Annotated in this window: 14 protein-coding genes; 7 read left to right on the forward strand and 7 right to left on the reverse strand. The window is 69.7% G+C overall.

All coding sequences use genetic code 11. The features are described 5' to 3' along the window. The first annotated feature begins 86 nt into the window (after positions 1-86). Positions 87-842 (forward strand): short-chain dehydrogenase, encoded by a 756-nt coding sequence (locus ABS52_07255; GenBank protein ODT03878.1) that lies wholly within the window; start codon positions 87-89, stop codon positions 840-842. 22 nt (positions 843-864) lie between these two features. On the opposite strand, the gene ABS52_07260 is transcribed toward ABS52_07255, so the two are convergent. Continuing rightward, the gene (locus ABS52_07260; GenBank protein ID ODT03879.1) at positions 865-1,425 is read right to left on the reverse strand and encodes a hypothetical protein; all 561 of its coding nucleotides are present in this window, start codon (positions 1,423-1,425) and stop codon (positions 865-867) included. Between the two features lie 598 nt (positions 1,426-2,023). On the opposite strand from ABS52_07260, the gene ABS52_07265 reads away from it, so the two are divergent. Further along, positions 2,024-3,049, forward strand: a complete 1,026-nt coding sequence (locus ABS52_07265) for a hypothetical protein (GenBank protein ODT03880.1) — start codon at positions 2,024-2,026, stop codon at positions 3,047-3,049. 150 nt (positions 3,050-3,199) lie between these two features. Continuing rightward, positions 3,200-3,517: a hypothetical protein gene (locus ABS52_07270; GenBank protein ID ODT03881.1), complete on the forward strand. Its 318-nt coding sequence runs from the start codon at positions 3,200-3,202 to the stop codon at positions 3,515-3,517. A gap of 292 nt (positions 3,518-3,809) precedes the next feature. Here the strand turns inward: ABS52_07270 and ABS52_07275 are convergent, their stop codons facing one another. The 5 genes from ABS52_07275 to ABS52_07295 form a co-directional block, all read right to left on the reverse strand. Further along, on the reverse strand, positions 3,810-4,625 hold the full coding sequence (locus ABS52_07275; protein ODT03882.1) for a hypothetical protein: 816 nt from the start codon (positions 4,623-4,625) through the stop codon (positions 3,810-3,812). A gap of 142 nt (positions 4,626-4,767) precedes the next feature. Beyond that, entirely contained in the window at positions 4,768-5,238 is a 471-nt protein-coding gene (locus tag ABS52_07280) for a hypothetical protein (protein ID ODT03883.1), read from the reverse strand. A gap of 115 nt (positions 5,239-5,353) precedes the next feature. After that, positions 5,354-6,226, reverse strand: a complete 873-nt coding sequence (locus tag ABS52_07285; GenBank protein ODT03884.1) for a hypothetical protein — start codon at positions 6,224-6,226, stop codon at positions 5,354-5,356. Between the two features lie 99 nt (positions 6,227-6,325). Then, a complete protein-coding gene (locus ABS52_07290; GenBank protein ODT03885.1) occupies positions 6,326-7,273 on the reverse strand; it encodes a hypothetical protein in 948 nt (315 codons plus the stop codon). Between the two features lie 193 nt (positions 7,274-7,466). Then, entirely contained in the window at positions 7,467-9,074 is a 1,608-nt protein-coding gene (locus ABS52_07295; protein ODT03886.1) for a peptide chain release factor 3, read from the reverse strand. Positions 9,075-9,378: 304 nt separating this feature from the next. Between ABS52_07295 and ABS52_07300 the strand changes: the two genes are divergently transcribed. The 4 genes from ABS52_07300 to ABS52_07315 all read left to right on the forward strand — a co-directional run bounded on the left by ABS52_07300 (position 9,379) and on the right by ABS52_07315 (position 18,171). Continuing rightward, positions 9,379-12,039, forward strand: coding sequence for a hypothetical protein (locus tag ABS52_07300; protein ODT03887.1), 2,661 nt, complete (start codon positions 9,379-9,381; stop codon positions 12,037-12,039). A gap of 368 nt (positions 12,040-12,407) precedes the next feature. Next, entirely contained in the window at positions 12,408-13,862 is a 1,455-nt protein-coding gene (locus tag ABS52_07305; protein ID ODT03888.1) for a hypothetical protein, read from the forward strand. Then, positions 13,862-14,998, forward strand: a complete 1,137-nt coding sequence (locus ABS52_07310; GenBank protein ODT03889.1) for a hypothetical protein — start codon at positions 13,862-13,864, stop codon at positions 14,996-14,998. The genes ABS52_07305 and ABS52_07310 overlap by 1 nt, the downstream gene beginning before the upstream one ends. Then, positions 14,995-18,171 (forward strand): acriflavine resistance protein B, encoded by a 3,177-nt coding sequence (locus ABS52_07315; protein ODT03890.1) that lies wholly within the window; start codon positions 14,995-14,997, stop codon positions 18,169-18,171. The genes ABS52_07310 and ABS52_07315 overlap by 4 nt, the downstream gene beginning before the upstream one ends. Before the next feature lie 137 nt (positions 18,172-18,308). Here the strand turns inward: ABS52_07315 and ABS52_07320 are convergent, their stop codons facing one another. Continuing rightward, positions 18,309-20,576 carry a hypothetical protein gene (locus ABS52_07320; GenBank protein ID ODT03891.1) on the reverse strand — a complete coding sequence of 756 codons (2,268 nt, stop codon included), beginning with the start codon at positions 20,574-20,576 and terminating at the stop codon, positions 18,309-18,311. Positions 20,577-20,740 lie beyond the last annotated feature (164 nt).

Below are 20,740 nucleotides of genomic sequence, written 5' to 3' on the forward strand. Positions count from 1 at the left end.
GATGCCCGCCGGGCCTTGGCCTGCAGCGGCCCTGAGAACATCCGCTTCGCCGATCATGGTTACCCCCACACACGAGGGAGCTCACGATGAAAGGACTTTCCGGAAAGGTCGCGATCGTCACCGGCGGAGGCTCCGGCCTCGGCGAGGCGATCGGCAAGCGGTTCGCGAAGGAGAACGTGAAGGTCGTGCTGTCCGACATCAAGCTCGACGCGGCCGAGCGCGTGGCGCGCGAGATCACCAGCGCGGGCGGTACGGCAAGCGCGATCCAGCACGACACCGCGCGCGCGTCCGACTCGGAGAAGGTCGTGGACTTTGCGGTCAAGACCTACGGCGCGCTGCACTATGCCGTCAACAACGCGGGAATTGGCGGTGCGCAGGCGCCGGCGGGCGAGGTCGATCTCGCCGATTGGGACCGCGTCATCGACATCAACCTGAACGGCGTGCTGTACGGGATGCGATACCAGATTCCCGCCATGCTGCGGGCGGGGGCACGCGAATCCGCGATCGTCAACATGGCGTCGATTCATGGCGCCGTGGCCGCCATCGGCAACGCGGCTTACACGGCTGCAAAGCACGGCGTGGTGGGGCTGACGCGGAACGCGGCCGCCGAGTACGGACCGCAGGGGCTGCGGATCAACAGCGTCGGGCCGGCCTACATCGAGACGCCGTTGCTCGCGGGGCTCCCGCCGGAGCACAAGGCGGCGCTCGTGGGAAAGCACCCGTTGGGCCGCCTCGGCCAGCCGGATGAGGTGGCGCCACTCGTCTGCTTTCTCCTCTCGGCGGAAGCCTCGTTCATGACCGGCGGGTACTACCTGGTCGACGGAGGGTACACCACGGTGTGAGTCCAGGCGGATACTCCCCCGGCTATCGTCGGTCGTTGATCGGCGGAGCCGGGTCGGGAGTGCCGTTGGGGCCGTTCTGCGCCCCGACCGGCTCACGCCAGTTGGAGGTCCGGCAAGAATTGTCGCAGAACGGCACCTGACGGCTGAGCGCGCACCGGCACAGCGACACGCGGGTGTCGCGACGCAGCACGGAGCCGTCGAGCGCGCGAATCTCGATGTCGCCGCGTGCGTAGAGCGGCCCGTTCCGGATCGGCGTCAGCGTCGTCGGCCGGTCGGGCTGTTCCTGCGCGCCGGCGTCGTGCCGGACGAAGTGGAGCGCACCAGACGGGCAGCGTAGCACTGTCGTGGCGATGTCGTCGGGTGACGCGGCCGTCGGATCAATCCATGGGCGGCGCCTGGGGTCGAACACCGCGTGGAGCGCCCGCGCGCAGTACCCGCTGTGAATGCAGCGTGAGGCGTACCACTGCACGGTGATGTCGGCCGTCCGGTACTCACGCGTCAGGTCGGGGGCTGGGTACGGGGCCTCGGGCGCCGGCACCGCCTCCGCGCCCCCCGCATCGGCTCCAATGTCGTCTGTGCTCATGGCCGCGCCGCCGGAGTCCTGCGGGCGAACTCGAATGTGGTAGCGATCGAGCGATCGAATGGCTCGTCATCGCCGATCTGTAAGATGCATGCGTCATCGTCTCTGAGCCGCCCTCCCGGAAGAGCGCGCGGCGGTCGTGAGGCCGCTCCTTCGCTGGTCGTGCGGAGCGGCGCCCGGCAATTGTTGTCCAGTAGACGATGCTGACGAGTCCGCTGCGATTGCGGCGGCTGCAAGTTAGGGGAAATATCCTTTCCGCGGCGAGATCGGGCACCCGTCTTCGGTGATTGGCAGTGCAACGGGATCTCGCTCGGGGAGAGTGGCTTGTTGTTTTCCGACGGTGTGTCGCGTCGGAGGGTCAGCGAGATGAAACCAGCGCTCCAAGTCCGCGCAGCGCTGCATGGCGAACGGCGGACGCAAGCACTGACGATTTCGGACCCGGGCCGGCTTGACTCCCGCCGCCAGGATTCGCACTGTAGCGACCACGGAGAACATCCGGGGAATGGGTACTCACGACACCGTGGCGCCCATGGCAGGCACTTTGGTCCTCCCGCCCATGGAAATCCCGCCCGCATGCAGGCTGTCCGTTGTCGTCTGCCTGGTGGTCGCCGCGCGGCCGTTCGTCGGCTTGGCACAGACGCGACCCGGGACGCCGGTGCAGCCGACCACGATCCGCCGGACGGCCGACCGCGCTATCTCACTCATCCCGATCCGCTCGATCGGGTCCGAGCACGGGGAGTGGGATGCCTTCGGCCGCATCGCCCAGGTGGCGATCCGCCGCGACGGCTCCCTCGTTGTTCTCGACCCGTCCATCCCGGCGGTGCTCCTCTTCGGCCCGGATGGACGGTACCGGCAGAGCATGGCACGCAAGGGCGACGGTCCGGGCGAAGTGCGCGCGCCCGCGTACGTGGCGAACATCCGCGGCGACAGCCTCGTCGTCTTTGACGCCGGACATCGACGAGGGCTCGTCTACGACGCCGCCCTCCGCTATGTGCGGACGATTCGCTTCCCGCCTCATCTCGCGATTCGCCGTCTTATCTACGACTCCACCGCCGACCGGCTGCTCGCCTCCGGGTTCGGCCCCGGGGAGAAGTTCGGCGTGCACGCGCTTGCGCTGGATGGCACGCTCCTGGACCGGTATGTCCCGACCCCCAGCCGCCCGGAGTTGCTCGGCTTCCAGACCTCGTTCCTCGCCGGATTCGTCGCTCCGTGGCGCGACGGCGGCTTCGTCTTCGCCGACCAGTCCCCCTACCGCCTGCGCTTCTACGACGCGCGCGGGCGTGAGCGGCGACGGTGCGTCATGGACCCGGACCCTACCGACGACCCGGCGCAATTCGTATTCGCCCGAGGGATCACCATGGGCGTGCGCAACGTGAGCGCATGGAAGCACGTCGCGGGGATCCTTCTCATCCCGGGTGAGCGCACGCCGACGTACATCGTGCCCGTGATGACGGGGCGGGAGGGGCGACAATATTGGGATTTCGTCACTGAGTCGTGTGAACGCATCGCGCGCTTCACGGGACCGACGTCGTGGTATTACCCGTCCGCCATCGCCGGTGATGCGGTGGCGATCGTGGACTGGGGTGAGGTGCCGATGGTGCACCTCGCGCGGCTGCAGCTGCGCTGACCACGCCGACAGACGTATCAGGTCGTGCCGCTCCGTGGCAGGGGGGTAACTCGCTTGCCTGGTGTCGGGGGCCGTGTCGTTGACGACCCACCAAGGGGGCGGCCGCGTTCTCCAGAGTCACGCTGTGGAGCGGCCACGAAAGACGCCGAGATGGACCTCGTGAAGTGCACGCTCGACGCGTTCGTCTTGAAGACGCTGAGTGGGGGGCCGCGCCACGGTTGCAGCATCGCCCGCCGGATTCGCGAAACCTCCGACGAGACGCTGGTGGTGGAGGATCGCGCGCTCTACCTCGCGCTGTATCGCCTGGCGGAGCGGGGGCTGGTCGAGAGCGAGTGGGGCTACTCGGAAAACCGTCGCCGCGCGAAGTGCTATCAGCTTCCTTCCGCTGCGCGCCGGGTGCTTCAATGCAGAAATCCGGTTTCACCTAGAGCGTCGGATCGCCGACCTCCTGAGCGGCGGTTCCTCTGAGGCGGGCGCGCGTCGGACCGCCGAGCTCGAGTTCGGTGAGATCGAGGCGGCACGGGCCGAGCTCGCCGCCGTCGACCGCCGTGTCGGGCGCCGCCGAGGGTGAGGCGTCAGGCGAGACGCGCTGTCCCAGGATGCGACCTTCGCCGTGCGCGCGCTGCGGCGGTTTGCCTCGATCCCGCGTGGCGCGCCCGTCTCCTGCATCGGGATTCAGCGGACCGCGTCGGTGTGGAGCCCTAGCGAGCGCAGCGCCCCTTCCCGAGTCGCCACGCGAGGCAGGCGCACCAGATCGCCCCTACCACGCTCGCTCCCGTGGCACGTGCCAGCGGGCACTCCCGGCGATCGGCTCTCGCACTCCTCCCGCCGCCGCCAGCAACAACTCGACCTCCGCCTCGGGTTGCTCCAGGACTTCCGCAAATTCGCGTGTGGTGCCCGAGCCATACTCCGCGAGGACCGTTGCCGGTGTCATCGGCCGCTGCGGCGGAAGCTCTCCCAGGACGGCTTGCAGTGCGCGCTCCAGGCGATGATATGGCTGCGTCCCGCGCAGCACCCACGCCCGCTCTGCCTGGGGAGCGTCGACCATCAACGTCGGAAAGCCTGCAATACCCAGGGTGCGGAGCTGCGCCCGGTCCTCACTGAAGCTGCGCTGGATCTCGAGCGATTCGAACGCCTCGTGGAAGGCGTCACCATCGACCCCGATCTCGACGGCGTATCCGCGCAGCTCCGACGGTCGCGCGATGTTGCGTCCTTCCAGAAAGAGCGCCTCGCGGATCCGCCTTAGGTATCGATCCTCGAGGGCTGGCGCCAGGGAACGTACGGCGAGCGCGGCGAGGGTGGGCGGATAGGAGCTGTGCAGCGGGTCGCGCAACCACACCGACGAGTCGATGGGCTGGCGATAGCGGGCGACGACCTCGTCCCAGTGCGGCGCAACATCGGCAGGGCTCGCGATCCCCGCCCCGAGGTCGCGAAATCCGTTCCAAGAGGGGAGCAGCCCACCGTACACGTGGCGCACTTCGATCAGCTCGCCGAAGTGATACAGGAAGCGGCGCCACGCCGGCTCCATGGCCCAGCAATGCGAGCAGATGGGATCGGTGGCGAACAGGATGGTCACCCTCGCCGGTTCCGCACCATGTGGAGACGTGCCGGCGGCGGCATATTGGCTCGCGCTGCCGACAGGGAGGGTGAGGCGTGGTGACTGGGCAGGTGACATGGGAATAATCTCTGTGCAAAGATAAATCGGGAAAAAAAACGGCCTACGAGGCGCGCGCGGGCGGCTCGATGGCAAGCGCCGCGGCTGCGTGCCCCAGCGTGCGAAGCAGGCGGACCGCCTCCTCCTTCTGCTCGAGTGAGAGTCCGCTGAGTGCACGCGAGATCACGGCCGCGTGCGCGGGAAAGGCCGCGGCGATGAGCTGACGCCCGGCCCTGGTGAGGAGGACCAGGCGGGCACGTGCATCATCCGGTACCGGACGCCGCTCGATGAGCGCGCGCCCTTCCAGCTTGTCGAGGACGAAGGAGAGGCCTCCGCTGGACTTGAGCACCCGTCGCTGTACCTCACCGATGAGCATCGGTCCCTTGTGGTACAGCGCCTCGAGTACGCCGAACTCGCCCGGCGTGAACTGCCGCCGAGCGAGGTCGGCGTACGCGTGCGCCTCCACCGCCGCGTGCGCGCGCACCAGCACGGTCCACAGTTTCAGGTCGAGGGCGCGATCGATAGCGTCGGGCATGGTGGTGTCGGCGGGTCTGGATCGCAAGCGGCCGATAGCTCTGCGCAGAGATATATACACTGCACCTCACCGTCGCAACCCCTTGGCCCCGCGTGCGCCAGTCGGGGCGAGCGATTCAGGCGGCGGTATCGAGCGGTGCGCGCGCCGGCACCACCACTACGCTCATCGGCGCGTCGTGCAGCACGCCGCGCGACACCGACCCCTTCCACAGGCGGTCGAAGCCGCGGCGCTGGTTGGACCCGACGACGATGAGGTCGTGCCCCTGCGTGCGCGCCAGCTGCACCAGCGCGGCGTCGACGCGCCCGATGTTGGGCTCCAGGTGCAACTCCATCGTCGGCAGCGCGCCGTGCACCCCGGCCAGCCGCTGGAGCTCGTACCAGAGCCCCGCCCGCGTCTTCGGGAGCAGCTCGACCCCTCCCCCCTCGCCCTCGGCGCCGAAGCGCCGGTTCTCGAGCCCGGGGTGGACGACCCAGCACACCGTCAGCTGCATGTTCCCGGCGCGGGCGAAGTCGCTGGCCCAGGTGAGCGCCGCCGCCGCCGAGGGGCCGACATCGAAGGCGACCAGGACGCGCAGCGGGCGCTCGTCCGCCGCCCAGGCGCGCCAGGGCGCCTCGTCGCGAACCACGAGCACGGGCTTGGTGGACTGCATCGCCACCCGCTCCGATACGCTCCCCAGGATCAGCCGCTCGAGCCGGGAGCGCCCCACGGCGCCCAGCACCACGAGCTCGACATCGTCGCCCTCGGCCCGGCGCGCGATCGCGAAATCGGGGACGGACGGGTCGAGGTGCCCCGTGACCGAGACGCCGAGCGCACGCAGCCGGTCGACTTCCGCCTGGAGCGAGCTCGCCGTCAGCTCACCCACGGGGATGGGCTGCGGCGGAAACTCGGACTCGCCCAGTGCCGGTGCGCGCCGCCCGCTGGCGCAGATGAGCTCCAGGGAAGTCCCGTTGCGCATGGCCAGCTGGGCGGCGACGGTCGCCGCCGCCACTGCATGGGACGAAAGGTCGGTTCCGCAAACGATCATGTCGGCATTCCTCGATTAGATGTCGCGCAGGGCGCGGGTCACGAGCGCTGGCTCCAATGTGGCCTACGGCACGTACACGAGCACGGGGACGGCGGCTCCCCGCACGACCTTGTCGGTCACGCTCCCCAGGAGCGCCCGGCGCGCGGGGCCACGCCCGTGCGATGCCATCGCGATGAGCCGTGCGTCGATGGCATGCGCGTACTCCAGGATCCCCCCGGCGGGGCTGTCGTGCACCACCACGTGGGTCGTGACGCGCACGCCGCGCTCGCGCAGGCGCCTCGCCACTTCGTGCAAGCTCCGCGTCGCCGCGTCGCGCGTGGCGTCGAGCAGGTCGGGCGATGGCGCGTACGCCCGCGCGGCCGCCGACGCCGTCGCGACGTCGAGCGCCGAGGGGGGAGGGAGCAGATGCGCCTGCGAGACGACGGTGAGCAGGTGGTACGTGGCCTGGTCACCGGCGAGTGCCAGCGCGTCCGAGAGGATCACCTCGCTCTCGTCGAACTCCTCGTACGAGGCGATCGGGATGAGGACGTCGCCGAATAACGCCTCCTCCTCGAGCGGGGTCGCGCTCGACAGGTCGCGGAGGAGGAGGACCGGGACGGGCGACATGCGGACCAGCCGATCGGCGACGCTCCCGAGCCACATGCGGCTCGCCCCCGAACGGCCGTGCGTCGTCATGACCACCAGTTCGTAGTCGCCCCCCTTGAGCTGTGCCGCGATGCGCTCGGCCGCGTCGCCTTCGAGCAACGTGGCCCTGGTCGGCATGCCACCCGACATCGCCGCCAGGCGTTCGCCCAGTGACTCGACCAGCGCCTTGTCCCAGGCCAGCCGGTCGTGGTCCAGGCGCGTGTCGCGCACCGGGGCACTACCGATCCGGAGCGGATCCAGCGCCGGCGCGCTGACGGTGACAGTCTCGACCCCTGCCGCACCACGCCGTCGGGCGATGGCGAAGGCGATGGGGAGCGCGGTCTCGGACAGGCTGGAGCCGTCGATCGGGACGAGGATGGTCTTCATGCGCTCCTCATGGTGGAAGGGGTTCACTCTCTCGCCGCCGCGCCGCCCCCCACAGGTGAGCGGTGGTGCGCCAACGGCACTGTCGCCTATACAAACTGGACCGCTGCACGCCGCGGCGCAGTCGTCCAAAGCGCTACGCGAGGGTGAGACTTCCCACTCTCGTCTTCTCGTCTTCTCGTCTTCTCGTCTTCTCCTACCTCGGTGTCTCGAAAAACGTCACCGACGACTCCCGCTCCAGCGCCCATCGCATCCCCCAGGAGTCCTCGAACAGGACGAGCGGATTGCCGGCGGCGTCGTAGAGGATCGTGCGGCCGCGCTCGCTCCCCACGCGCTGGATCGCCTCCTTGGGACCCGTCACCCAGCGCGGATATCGTCCGGCGATCTTCTCCAGCCGGCAGCGCACGCCGTACTCGTGTTCGAGCCGGTGGAGCATGACGTCGAACTGCAGCATCCCCACTGCTCCGATCAGCGGCGTGGGGCCGGACACCTCGGTGGGGGAGGTGAAGAAGACTTGCGCCGCCCCTTCCTCCGTGAGCTGCCGCAGCCCGGCGTCGAGCTGCTTGCGCTTCATGGGGTCGATGAGGATCACGCGGGCGAAGTGCTCGGGGGGGAAGCGCGGGATGCCCTTGAACTCGAGCGTCCCTTCCTCGGCCAGCGTGTCGCCGATGCGCAGGTTCCCGCGGTCGATCACGCCGATCACGTCGCCGGGCCACGCTTCTTCCACCGCCGTGCGCTCGCGCGCCATGAACTGCTGCGGGGCCGACAGCCGCAAGCGCTTCCCGGTGCGCACGAGCCCCACCTCCATCCCGGCCGCGAAGTGTCCGGAGCAGACGCGCACGAAGGCCACGCGGTCGCGGTGCCGCGGGTCCATGTTCGCCTGGATCTTGAAGACAAAACCGGTGAAGCGCCGGTCGGTGGGCTCGATCGGGCCCTCGCTGCTCTCGCGAGGGAGCGGAGGAGGGGAGAGCTCCAAGAACTCCCGCAGGAACGGCTCCACGCCGAAGTTGGTCAGCGCGCTCCCGAAGAAGACGGGGGAGAGCTCGCCCTGCAGAATGGCGTCACGGTCGAACGGGTGGCCGGCGGCGTCCAGCAACTCGATGTCGTGCAGGAGTTGCGCGTAAGGGGTATCGCCCAACGCCTCGCGCGTCGACTCGCCATGGAGCGAGAGGACGCGTTCGACGGCACGCGTCGCCCCGTGGTGCTCGTCCTTGCCGAACAGGTGGATCCGGTCGCGACGCCGATCGTACACCCCGACGAAGGCGTTCCCGTCGAAGATCGGCCAGGTGACGGGGTGGCACCGGATCCCGAGGTCACTCTCGACGTCGCTCACCAGCTTGAGCGAATCCTCGCCCACCCGGTCGCACTTGTTCACGAAGGTGAAGATCGGGGTCCGGCGCTTCTTGCAGACCTCGAACAGCTGGCGCGTCCGCTCTTCCACCCCCTTGCGGTTGTCGAGGAGCATGACGGCGCTGTCGGCGGCGACGAGCGTACGGAAGGTGTCCTCCGAGAAGTCCTCGTGCCCCGGCGTGTCGAGCAGGTTGACCGCGAACCCCTCGTACTCGAACTGCATCACGCTCGAGGTGACGGAGATCCCGCGCTCCTGCTCCAGCTTCATCCAGTCCGAGGTAGCGTGACGCTCGGCGCGGCGCGACTTGACCGAGCCGGCCAGGTGGATCGCCCCACCGTAGAGCAGGAGCTTCTCGGTGAGCGTCGTCTTTCCGGCGTCGGGGTGGCTGATGATGGCGAAGGTTCGCCGGCGGGCGACCTGCGCGGCGAGGTCGGCGGGAGCGACAGAGGACATCCACCAAAGTTAGTCGGTCATCGCCCCGGACCATCGCGCCTGGCGCACCTTCGCACCTCGCTCCACCCCCCTTGCGCCATCCCCGGCCCCATCTCTCGCGCCATCCCGTGTGCCACGCGTCGCGCCACCCCTCGCTTCGCCCCTCGCTCCGCCCCTCGCGCCACCCTTCGCATGACCCTTCGCCTGCGACGCAGTGCACTTCGCCGTCCTCCCGCCGCGCTTTCCCCCGCCGGCGCGTATAATCTGCCGGGTGCGCCCCCCCGAGGCGTGTCCTCTCGCCCGTCACTGCCAGACCGGAGCCACCATGCCCCACTCGCCCGTTCGTTTCCTCCGTCGGCGCGCCGCCGCCGCACTCCTCACCCTGGCGGCGCCCCTCGCCGTCGCTGCGCAGCAGGGAGGGGACCAGTCCTGGCACCCCCGCGAGGTGCTGGCCAAGGAGACGTACGTCACCCCGCCGCCGTCGATCGCGAAGCTCGTCACCGCTCCGCGGCAGAACCAGACGCCGCTGACCGACCTGAGCCCCGACCGGACGCACTTCATGCGCCTGGTGTCCGATGGGCTCCCCTCGGTGCAGCTGTTCGGGAAGCCGCATTACTACTTCGCCGGGTTGCAGGTGGATTACCAGGCGAACCGCGCGCGCGCCCTCACCAACCGGGGGGCGGCGGCCATCGCCGTGGTCGAGGCGGCGAGCGGGAAGACGACGACCATCGAGGCGCCGCGCGGCGCGACGATCGCCTCGCCCGCGTGGTCGCCCGACGGGTCGCGCATCGCCTTCCTGGCCCTCTTCCCCGATGCCACGCGGCTGTACGTGGCCGACGTCGCCACGGGAAAGGCGCGGCAGCTGACGGCGGCCCCGCTGCTCGCGACGCTGGTGACCACCGTGGACTGGACCGCCAACGGGGCCAGGGTGGCCGCGGTCCTCATCCCCGACGGGCGCAAGGCGGAGCCGAAGCGCCCGCCCATCGAGACCGGCCCCCTCGTGCGCCTGACGGACGCGCAGAAGAACAAGACGCGCACCTATGCCTCGCTCCTGCGCGACCAGTTCGAGAAGGACCAGATGGAGTACTACGTCACCGGGCAGCTGGCCACGATCGACGTCAAGTCGGGAGCGGTGAACCGGCTCGGCGCGCCGGCGATGATCGCCGCCGTCGATCCGTCGGGCGACGGGAAGTACTTCCGCGTCACGAAGCTGGAGAAGCCGTTCTCGTACATCGTGCAGTACAACAACTTCGCCCAGCGCGAGGAGCTGTGGGATGCCTCGGGGGCGGTGGTGGCCACGCTCGTCACGCGCGCGCTGCGCGAGGGCGACACGCCGGTCGCCGACGGGCCGACCGCTTCCGAGGCGTCGGACACGGCGCGGCGGAACTTCGGGTGGCTGCCTAACGGCGGCGGCCTCTACTTCCTCAAGCAGGACCCGGCACCGGCGCGCACCAACGGCGCCGACACGGCCGACGCCCCCCGAGGAGGCCCGCAGGCGAACGCGCGGCGCAAGGACCGGCTCTTCGCCTGGGCCCCGCCGTTCACCGCGGGGAGCGAGAAGCTCCTCCACGAGAGCGACACGCGCATGGCCGGCGTCCTCTTCGCCGAGGACGCGAAGCTGGCCTTCATCGCCGAGAACGCCAACGGCTTCGGCCACGTGTACGCCACGTACTTCGACGAGCCCGGGAAGCGCTACACGCTCTGGCGCCTGCGCGGGCTCACCGCGAGCGTGGGGCGCCGCGGTGGCTTCTTCGGCGGCGGGCGCGGGGGGACGGGCGCCGACTCCCTCACCTTCTACCAGAATCCCGGCGACCTCATGGTGCGTCGCGGCAAGCTGGGCGGCGACGTGGCGATGATCTCGAGCGACGGCGCATACGCCTTCTTCGAGGGAACCCGCCACTTCAAGGACTGGCAGTCGCAGGCCCCGCGTGGCTTCGTCGACAAGGTCGAGATCAGGACCGGGAACAAGACCCGCCTGTTCGAGGGGGCGGCCGACGTGTACGAGTCGGTCACCGCGTCGCTCGACGACGACTTCACCAGGGCGGTCATCACCCGCGAGTCGCCGACGATGGTCCCCAACACCTACGTGCGCGACATCGCCCGCGGCACGCTGACCCCGCTGACCCGCAATACCGACCTCACCCCGGAGTTCACCAACGCGATCCGCAAGCGCGTGCAGGTCACCCGCGCCGACGGGATCACCTTCATGGTGAACGTGACGCTGCCGCAGGATTACCGTGCCGGCACCCGGCTCCCGGCGATGCTCTGGCTGTACCCGTACGAGTTCACCGACCAGTCGGGCTACGACCGGACCCTACGCACCGAGAACATCAATCGCTTCCCGCAGGCGGGGCCGCGGACCATCGAATACCTCGTCACCCAGGGGTACCTGGTGGCCAACTTCTCCCCGCCGGTGATCGGGAGCCAGGGGCGGATGAACGACAACTACGTCACCGACCTGCAGAAGAACCTCGCCGCCGTCATCGACGAACTCGACCGGCAGGGGTGGATCGACCGTACCAAGCTCGCCATCGGCGGCCACAGCTACGGCGCCTTCACCACGGTCAACGCGCTGGTGCACACGCCGTACTTCAAGGCGGGGATTGCCGGCGACGGGATGTACAACCGCACGCTGACGCCGAGTGGCTTCCAGAGCGAGCGGCGCGACTTCTGGGAGGGGCAGCAGACCTACCTCGAGATGTCGCCCTTCTTCAAGGCCGACCAGCTCACCGGCGCCCTCCTGATGTACCACAGCATCGAGGACCAGAACGTGGGGACGGCGCCGATCTCGTCGGAGCGGATGCTCCACGCCCTCGAAGGGCTGGGGAAGACGGCGTCGCTGTACATGTACCCATACGAGGACCACGGCCCGGCCACCAGGGAGACGCTCCTCGACCAGTGGGCGCGCTGGACGGCCTGGCTCGACGTGTACGTGAAGGAGGGAGAGAAGAAGCCGCTGAAGGAGCAAAAGCCGGTGTCGGAGTAGGGACGGAACGTGGGAGACGGGAGATGGGAGGGCGGGGGGCGCCGGCGGCGCCTCCCGCACTTTTCATCTTTGCCGCGGCTTTTCATCGGATCCGTTGTGTCCGCCTGCGCGTGCGGGCATGATGCCGAGTCGCAACGCTCACTTTGCAGACCGCGTAGCAGGAAGGGCCCTCCAGGCCGGGACGTGCATGCGGTTGGTGGAGGAGCAGCCTTCCGATCCAACCGTACTCCATGCAGCACCCCTTCCGATCTGTAGGCTCCACCAGGCGCGCCGCGCATCCGGGCGCCGTGCAGGGCAGCACCGTACGCCTCGGCGCCCCGGCACCGGGGAGATGCCGTGCGGCGCCCGCCCGTCTCGCCCTGGCAGGGATGGTGTTGCTGGGAGGATGCGCGTCGGCTCCTCCGCATTCGGTGTCCGGCGTCCCGAGTACGAGCCCTGCCCCCGGGCGCACGTGGTCGCCGCCGGCGGAGGCGGCCTCCCCCCTCACCGCCGCCGAGCGGGCGCAGGCCAGTCGCGCGGGGGGCGTCCCGTCCGATGTGGCCCTCCGCATGCACGAGCTCACCCTGGCCGACGTCGTGGACCTTGCCCTCGGGAACTCGCCGGTCACGCGCACCAGCTGGGCGCAGGCACGTGCCGCGGCCGCCGCCTACGGTTCGGCCAGGGGGCGCTGGTTCCCGACGGTCACCGCCGACGTGAACGGAGGACCATCGCGCGCCATCTCGGCCAACCCGGCGCGACTCCCCGCCAACCGGACTACCTGGGTGCCGTCGGTCGCCCTGCAGTACCTCCTGTTCGACTTCGGGGCGCGAGGGGGGACGTCGGCGGCCGCGCGTGAAGGGCTCTTCGCGGCCGACTTCACGCACAATGCCCAGGTGCAGAACGTCATGCTCGCGACGCAGCAGGCGTACTTCACGTATCAGGCGGCGCGCGGCGGGCTCGCCGCGGCGCAGGCCAACGTCGCCACCGCTCGGCAGAACCTGGCGGCGGCCGACCGCCGCCACGAGGTGGGGCTCGCCACCATCGCCGACGTGCTGCAGGCCAGGACCGCGCTCGCACAGGCCGAGCTCGCGCTGCAGGGGGCCGACGGCGCGCTGCAGGGCGCGCGCGCCACGCTGGCGGCGTCGATGGGGTTCGAGGCCAACCGCCCGTTCGAGGTGGCGGCCGACAGCAGCCCGGTCCCGTTAGGCGCGCTGGCCGAGTCGGTCGACTCGCTCATCGCCCGCGCCGAGCGCGAACGCCCCGACCTCGCCGCCGCGCGGGCCCTGGCACGCCAGGGCGAGGCGCAGGTGCGGGTGGCGCGTTCCGCGACGCTTCCCAGCCTCACGATGGGGAGCTCCGCCGGGCGTAGCCTCTCCAACGCTCCGGCGCTCGAGGGGCAGACGTACGCCCTCACCCTTGGCCTCTCCATCCCGCTCTTCAGCGGGCTGGCGCGGCAGTACGACGTCGTCGTCGCCCGCGAGAACGCCGCCGCCGCGCTGGCGCGCGCGGAGCAGGCGCGGTTGCAGGCGGCGGCGCAGGTGTACACCTCGTACCACACGCTGCGCACCGCGTCGCAGCGCGTGGCCACGGCCGCCCGCCTCCTCGCCAGCGCGACGCAGTCCGAAGAGGTGGCACGCGGTCGCTACGCCGAGGGGGTCGGGAGCATGCTCGATGTCCTCGCCGCGCAGCAGGCGCTCGCCGACGCGCGCGCGCAGGCAGTGACGGCGCGCTGGACCTGGTTCTCCGTCCTCGCGCAGCTGGCGCGCGATGCGGGCGCCCTCACTCCCGCGGGAGCGAGCTCCCTGCGCTTCTCGCCCGACTCAACCGGTGGATTGCCGCGATGATGTTCCCCGCGCTCCGTGAAACGACGTTCCTGCGTCACGCCATGGCCCACGCGCTGCTGCTCGGCGCGGTGGGAGCATGCAGCAAGCCCGCGGCTCCCCCCAAACCGCCGGTGCCGGTGACCGTCGCCGCGTCGACGCGCGGCGAGGCGCCGTACCTCGTGTCGGCGAACGGGGTGGTCGAGCCGATGCAGGCGGTAGCGGTGCAGTCGCAGGTGGGCGGCGTCCTGCTGCGGGTGCACTTCCGCGAGGGCGACGAGGTGCAGGCCGGGCAGCTGCTCTTCACCATCGACCCGCGCCCGTACGAGGCGGCGTTGCGGCAGGCGGAGGCGGTGCTCGCGCGGGACGTGGCGCAGGCGGAGAACGCGCGGCGCGACTCCGCGCGCTTCGCCGCCCTCGTGCAGAAGGATTACGTCACGCGCGCCCAGGCCGACCAGGCCGCGGCGAACGCGACCGCGCTGGCCGCCGTCGTCGAGGCCGATCGCGCGGCGGTGGCCAACGCGACGTTCAACCTCGACAACGCGACGGTCCGCGCCCCCATCGCGGGCAAGACCGGCGCCCTCCTGGTGCGCGAGGGAAACCTCGTGCGCCCCGGCGCCGCGCCCCCGCTGGTGGTCATCAACCAGATCCGTCCCATTCTCGTCCGCTTCTCGGTCCCGGAGCGCGCGTTCCCGCTGGTGCAACGCTACGCCGCCAAGCGCGCGCTCCCGGTGCGCGTGCGCCATGCCCCAAACGATGCGAAGCCGGATGCCCCGGTGGAGGGATCGCTCAGCTTCCTCGACAACGAGGTGGACACCACCACGGGGACGGTCGTGCTCAAGGGGCGCCTCGCCAACGACGATCGCCGCCTGTGGCCGGGGCAGTTCGTGCAGGTCGAGCTGGAGCTGTTCCGCGAAGCGGGGGCGGTCCTCGTCCCGAGCCAGGCGGTGCAGGTCGGGCAGGACGGCGCCTTCGTGTTCGTCGTGGATGGCGAACGGAAGGCGGTGATGAAGCCGGTGACCCCCGGCCGGCAGATCGGCGACCTCACCGTCATCGCGCAGGGGCTCGACGCCGGCGAGCGCGTCGTGACCGATGGGCAGGGGAAGCTGGCCCCGGGGGCCACGGTCGACATCAAGGGCGAAACGGGCGGGGCGTCATGAACTTCACGGCGCTCTTCATCCGGCGCCCGGTCATGACCACGCTGGTCATGGTCGCGATCCTCGTGTTCGGGACGATGTCGTACCGGCAGCTGCCGGTCAGCGACCTCCCCAACGTCGACTACCCCACCATCACCGTGAGCGCGTCGCTCCCGGGGGCCAGCCCCGAGACGATGGCCTCCGCCGTGGCCACGCCGCTGGAAAAGCAGTTCACGACCATCGCCGGGATCGACAACATGGTGAGCTCGTCGTCGCTGGGCGGGACGAGCATCACCATCCAGTTCACGCTCGACCGCGACATCGACGCCGCCGCCCAGGACGTCCAGGCGGCCATCTCCAAGACGCTGCGCCAACTCCCGCCGGGAATCGTCCCTCCGTCGCTGCAGAAGACCAACCCGGCCGACCAGCCGTTCCTGTACCTCAACCTTCGCTCGAAGTCGTTGCCGCTGTCGACGCTGGACGAGTACGGGCAGACGCTGCTGGGGCAACGCATCTCGACCATCAGCGGCGTGGCGCAGGTGACGGTGTACGGGACGCAGAAGTATGCCGCCCGCATCCAGGTCGATCCTCGCGCGCTGGCGTCGCGCGGCATCGGGATCGACGAGGTGGCCAGCGCCGTCTCACAGGGGAACGTGAACCTCCCCACCGGCGTGCTCTGGGGCCCCAATCGCGCCTGGACGGTGAAGGCCGACGGCCAGCTCGAGAACGCGGCCCAGTTCGCCAACCTCATCGTCGCGTACCGCAGCGGCAACCCCGTGCGCCTGCGCGACCTGGGGCACGTGAAGGACGACGTCGAGAACAACCGCGTCGCCGCCTGGTTCAACGACACCCGCTCCATCACCCTTGCGGTGCAGAAGCAGCCGGGAACCAACACGGTGGCCGTGGCCGAGCGCGTCAACGCGCTCCTCCCGGCACTTCGCGCCCAGCTCCCGGCATCGGTCGAGATCGAGACGTTCTTCGATCGGTCGGCGGGGATTCGCGCCTCCGTCGCCGACGTGAAGTTCACGCTCGTCCTCACCCTCACGCTCGTCGTGATGGTGATCTTCCTCTTCCTGCGCAACCTTCCCGCGACCGTCATCCCGTCGCTGGCCCTCCCGATGTCGCTGGTGGGGACGTTCGCGGTGATGTGGAGCCTGAACTACAGTCTCGACAACCTCTCGCTCATGGCGCTCACCCTGGCCGTGGGCTTCGTGGTCGACGATGCCATCGTCATGCTGGAGAACATCGTCCGGCACATGGAGATGGGGAAGCCGCCGCTGCAAGCCGCGCTCGACGGCGCAAAGGAGATCGGCTTCACCATCCTGTCGATGACGATCTCGCTCACCGCCGTCTTCATCCCGCTCCTCTTCATGAGCGGGATCGTCGGGCGCCTGTTCCACGAGTTCGCCGTGACGATCGCCGCCGCGATCCTCGTCTCGGGCTTCGTCTCGCTCACGCTCACCCCGATGCTGTGCGCGCGCTTCCTGAAGGGGGGGCACCACGGCGAGCAGGAGATCCACAACCGGCTCTTCGATGCCTTCGAGCGCGGCTACCAGAAGGTCCTCGGCTTCTACGAGCGCACGCTGCGCTGGGCGATGCACCATCGCCCCGCCGTGATGGCCTTCTCGTTCGCCACCCTGGTCGCGACCGTCGCGCTCTTCCGCATCGTCCCCAAGGGATTCATCCCCACCGAGGACACCGGGATGATTCGTGCCTCCACCGAGGCCGCGCAGGGGACCTCGTTCGCCGAGATGGTCGCGCACCAGAAGCAGGTGGCCGAGCGCGTGCGGAAGAACCCGTACGTCGAGGCGGTCCTCTCGAACCTCGGGACCGGCTCGGGCAACACCACGGGGCTGGTGAACCAGGGGCGGCTCACCCTCCGCCTCAAGCCGCGGGACGAGCGTCCCAGCGCCGACGAACTGGTTCGCATGATCTCGAAGGAGACCGCCGACATTCCGGGCATCTCGGCCTACTGGCAGAACACGCCCATCATCCAGCTCGGCGGGCGGGCCGCCAAGTCGCTGTACCAGTACACGCTGCAGGGGGCCGACCTCGATGCGCTCTATCCCGCAGCTCAGGCGATGGAGGCGAAGATGCGCACCCTCCCCGCCCTCACCGACATCTCCACCGATCTGCAGATCCGCAACCCGCAGGCGACCGTCGCCATCGATCGCGACCGGGCCTCGCGCCTCGGCGTCACCGCCGAGCAGATCGAGCAGGCGCTGTACAACGCGTACGGCTCGCGGCAGGTCTCCACCATCTACACCCCGAACAACCAGTACTGGGTCATCCTCGAGCTGTTGCCCGAGTTCCAGACCGACCTGAGCGCGCTCGACCTGCTGTACGTGCGGTCGAAGAGCGGCGTCCTCGTGCCGCTGTCCACGGTGACGCGCACCGAGCGGGGCATCGGGCCGCAGCTGGTGAACCACACGGGGCAGATCCCGTCGGTCACGCTTTCGTTCAACCTCCGCGAGGGGGCGTCGTTAGGGGAGGCCGTCAGCGAGGTCGAGGCGGCCGCGCGGGAGCTCCTCCCGGAAGGGATCAGCACCGGCTTCGCCGGCGCGGCGCAGGCCTTCCAGGACACGCAGCGCGGGCTCGGGCTCCTCTTCATCGTCGCCATCTTCGTCATCTATGTCGTGCTGGGGATCCTCTACGAGTCGTTCATCCACCCCATCACGATCCTCTCCGGCATTCCGTTCGCCGCCTTCGGCGCCTTCATCGCCTTGCTCCTGACGCGCACGGAGCTGAGCATCTACGCCTGGGTCGGCGTGATCCTCCTGGTGGGCCTCGTGAAGAAGAACGCCATCATGATGATCGACTTCGCGCAGGAGGCCGAGCACACGCGGGGGAAGAGCGCCTTCGACGCGATCTTCGAGGCGTGCATGGTGCGCTTCCGCCCCATCAGCATGACGACCATGGCAGCGCTGGTCGGGACGCTCCCCATCGCCCTGGGGCACGGCGCCGGCGCGGAGTCGCGCCGCCCGCTGGGGATCGCGGTGGTGGGCGGGCTCGCCTTTTCGCAGCTGGTGACGCTGTACGTGACCCCGGTGATCTACACGTACTTCGACGACTTCGGCGGGCGCCTGCGGCGCCCGACGCGCGCCGACGAGGACGCGAGCGCGACCGAACCGGCGGTGCTGCGCGCCGCGCCGGGGACGCCCGCCGCGGCGTCCATCATTGCCACGCAAGGGGGATAGGAAATCGGGAGACCGGACGTGCGAACGGCGCCTCACGGCGCCGTTCGTCTTGCCCCTGACGGCCCGGCGGCTGCCAGCCGACACGCGCGTCGCGCACCCTGGCCACCACCCCCGTCTCCCGTCTCCCGTCTCCAATCCTACCCCCCCGTCCCGAACTGCTTGGTGTACTTCACCACCAGCGATCGGGAGCGCGGCCGCTGCCAGCTGAAGAACGAGTCGGCCTGCTCGCCATCGTTGAACACGACGAATAGCCCGGTCCCGGCGGTGTTCAGCCAGCCGAAGCGGGCGTTGGCGGTCCAGACCTGCTGCTGGTTGTTGAACTGCGTCAGCGTCTGGATGAAGATGCGCGGCGTGAAGAAGTAGGCCGCCTTGAGCCCCACCAGCGACCGCGTGAACGCCCCCTCGTCGAGCGTCACGTCCTGGTAGTCGAGCAGCAGCGACGACGAGATCGTCGCCCCCTTGCGCGCCGTCACGGTCACCGACCCGCCGTTGCGCGTCCCGGTGTAGAACGGCCCGAAGTCACCGCGCAACACCATCGAGAGGTCCTTGCTGGGATCGGTGGACCAGTCGAGTCCCACCGACGCCCAGTCGTAGCCGCCCGGCTTGAGGATCACATTGTCGGCGATCGCGAAGTCCTGTTGCAGCCCTTCGTGGTAGACGTTGAGCTCCGGTCCGAAGCGCGCCCCCGACGAGAACTCGATCTCGCTCAGGTCGATGTGGAACTGCCCGCTCTGGTAGAAGTCGTCCATGCCGTAGTAGCCGCGATAGCTCGTGTGCGGGTTCCACTGCCGGAACCAGGCCCACTCCGGCTTGCGCACGTAGCGCATGAAGCTGATGTCGTAGAAGCGATAGCCCGCCGGGCGGCTCATGAAGCCGACCTCGGGATTGAAGTCGCCGCCCACCTCCAGGTAGCGGAGGCTGTTGTTCCAGTCGCGCGTGGTGTACGCGGCGCGCGCGCTGTAACCCAGGTCGTTCCCGGTGCGCCCGGGCGTCTTCGTGGCCGCCCCCCACCAGTCCACGGTCCACGCGTCGCCGAGCCCCAGGCGCCCGTCCACCGCCACGGTGCGATTGTAGCTGGCGGAGCTGTCGGTGGTCATCCGCTGCACCCCCATCACCCCGACGCGCGAGCGGCGCGACACCTCGCGCACCGCGCGCAGCACGGTGTACGACTGCCCGGCCTGCGTCCCCCCCGGCGCGTCGTCGGTGAAGATCTGCATCGCCCCCACCGTCGTACTCCCCACGCGCCCCGTCAGGCGCCCGCCGCCGATGATGGGCACCGGCGTCCCGTTGTCGATCCCGATGCGCCGGCTGAAGAAGAGGTCGACCGCCTGCGGCGTCCCGGCCGAGAAGACGCCCGCGTTCTCCAGGAAGAAGGGACGCTTTTCCGGGAAGAAGATCGGGAAGCGCGTGAGGTTGGTCCGCTGCTCGTCCACCTCCACCTGCGCGAAGTCGGTGTTGTAGGTGAGGTCGAGCGTCAGGCTCGGCGTGAGGCCGTACTTGATGTCGGCCCCCCACTCGGCCGGAAACTTCGCCTCCGACTGCGTCACGAAGTCGCGCGTCGCCGATCCGAGGACGTACGGCGTGATGGTGGCGACCTTCCGCACCGGGACGGCAATCTCCTCCAGCGTCCCCGCCATCGACATCCGGTACAGGTTGAAGTGCCGGGGGATGAACGACCAGAACGATTCCTCGTTCTTGCGGCGGATCATGCGGGCGATGTTGAGCCCCCACGATTGCACCGACGCCCCGCCGTAGCGCAGCGTCGAGAACGGGATCCGGAACTCCGCATACCACCCCGCCGAGTCGCGCGACGTCGCCACCCGCCAGCTGCCATCCCAGTTGAGGTTGAACCCGCCCATCGCGCCGGCCTGGGCCCGGTTCTGCCCCGTCTGCATCACCCCGCCCCCCTCACCCTCGCGCACGATCTGCCCGTCGTACTCGATCCCCGCCGGCGTCGTGGCGAAGAGGAAGCCGTTCTGCTTGTCCTGGTACGTGTCGAGCATGATCGCGATGTAGTCGCTGTTGGTCAGCGTCACGTCGCGGATCTTCTCGCCGGGGACGATCCCCGACGGCTCGCGGTCGTAGAGCCAGGCGCCCACGTACAGCGCCTCGCCATCGGTGAGGAGGCGAATCTCCGTGCGCTCGGACACCGGCGCCCCCTCGCTCTGCTCGCGTTGCACGAACCCCCGGAACGGCTCGCCGTCCCGCCATTCGGCGTCGTCCAGCCGCCCGTCGATCACCGGTGCCTTGGTGATGACGTGGGCGCGCCCCACGCGCGGGGCCACGAGCGCACGATTGGCGCGGGGAGGGGTGATCTCCTGCGCCACGAGCGGGGCGGCGACGAGCAGGCACAGCACGGCGCCCGGGGTCAGGGCGACTCCGGGAGTCGGAAAGGGCAAGCGCATTGCGGGAATCTGGGGAGATGGAGACGGCGCGTTCGCGTCCTTAACGCGCCGCCATGGCGCGGTGCTGCGACGCGGGAAGGTAACCACCCCGACGGAAGGCGGCGCGCGGTGCTGCGTGCGCTCTCCTGCGCGCGGCTGCGCGCGTGATGCGGCGCGCGTGCTGC

The sequence above is a fragment of the Gemmatimonadetes bacterium SCN 70-22 genome (assembly GCA_001724275.1).
In the GTDB taxonomy this organism is placed as follows: domain Bacteria; phylum Gemmatimonadota; class Gemmatimonadetes; order Gemmatimonadales; family Gemmatimonadaceae; genus SCN-70-22.

Coding starts and splice junctions, on each gene's coding strand:
- ABS52_07255 (ODT03878.1), top strand. CDS start 87: ATGAAAGGACTTTCCGGAAAGGTCGCGATCGTCACCGGCGGAGGCTCC.
- ABS52_07260 (ODT03879.1), bottom strand. CDS start 1,425: ATGAGCACAGACGACATTGGAGCCGATGCGGGGGGCGCGGAGGCGGTG.
- ABS52_07270 (ODT03881.1), top strand. CDS start 3,200: ATGGACCTCGTGAAGTGCACGCTCGACGCGTTCGTCTTGAAGACGCTG.
- ABS52_07280 (ODT03883.1), bottom strand. CDS start 5,238: ATGCCCGACGCTATCGATCGCGCCCTCGACCTGAAACTGTGGACCGTG.
- ABS52_07290 (ODT03885.1), bottom strand. CDS start 7,273: ATGAAGACCATCCTCGTCCCGATCGACGGCTCCAGCCTGTCCGAGACC.
- ABS52_07295 (ODT03886.1), bottom strand. CDS start 9,074: ATGTCCTCTGTCGCTCCCGCCGACCTCGCCGCGCAGGTCGCCCGCCGG.
- ABS52_07300 (ODT03887.1), top strand. CDS start 9,379: ATGCCCCACTCGCCCGTTCGTTTCCTCCGTCGGCGCGCCGCCGCCGCA.
- ABS52_07305 (ODT03888.1), top strand. CDS start 12,408: ATGGTGTTGCTGGGAGGATGCGCGTCGGCTCCTCCGCATTCGGTGTCC.
- ABS52_07310 (ODT03889.1), top strand. CDS start 13,862: ATGTTCCCCGCGCTCCGTGAAACGACGTTCCTGCGTCACGCCATGGCC.
- ABS52_07315 (ODT03890.1), top strand. CDS start 14,995: ATGAACTTCACGGCGCTCTTCATCCGGCGCCCGGTCATGACCACGCTG.
- ABS52_07320 (ODT03891.1), bottom strand. CDS start 20,576: ATGCGCTTGCCCTTTCCGACTCCCGGAGTCGCCCTGACCCCGGGCGCC.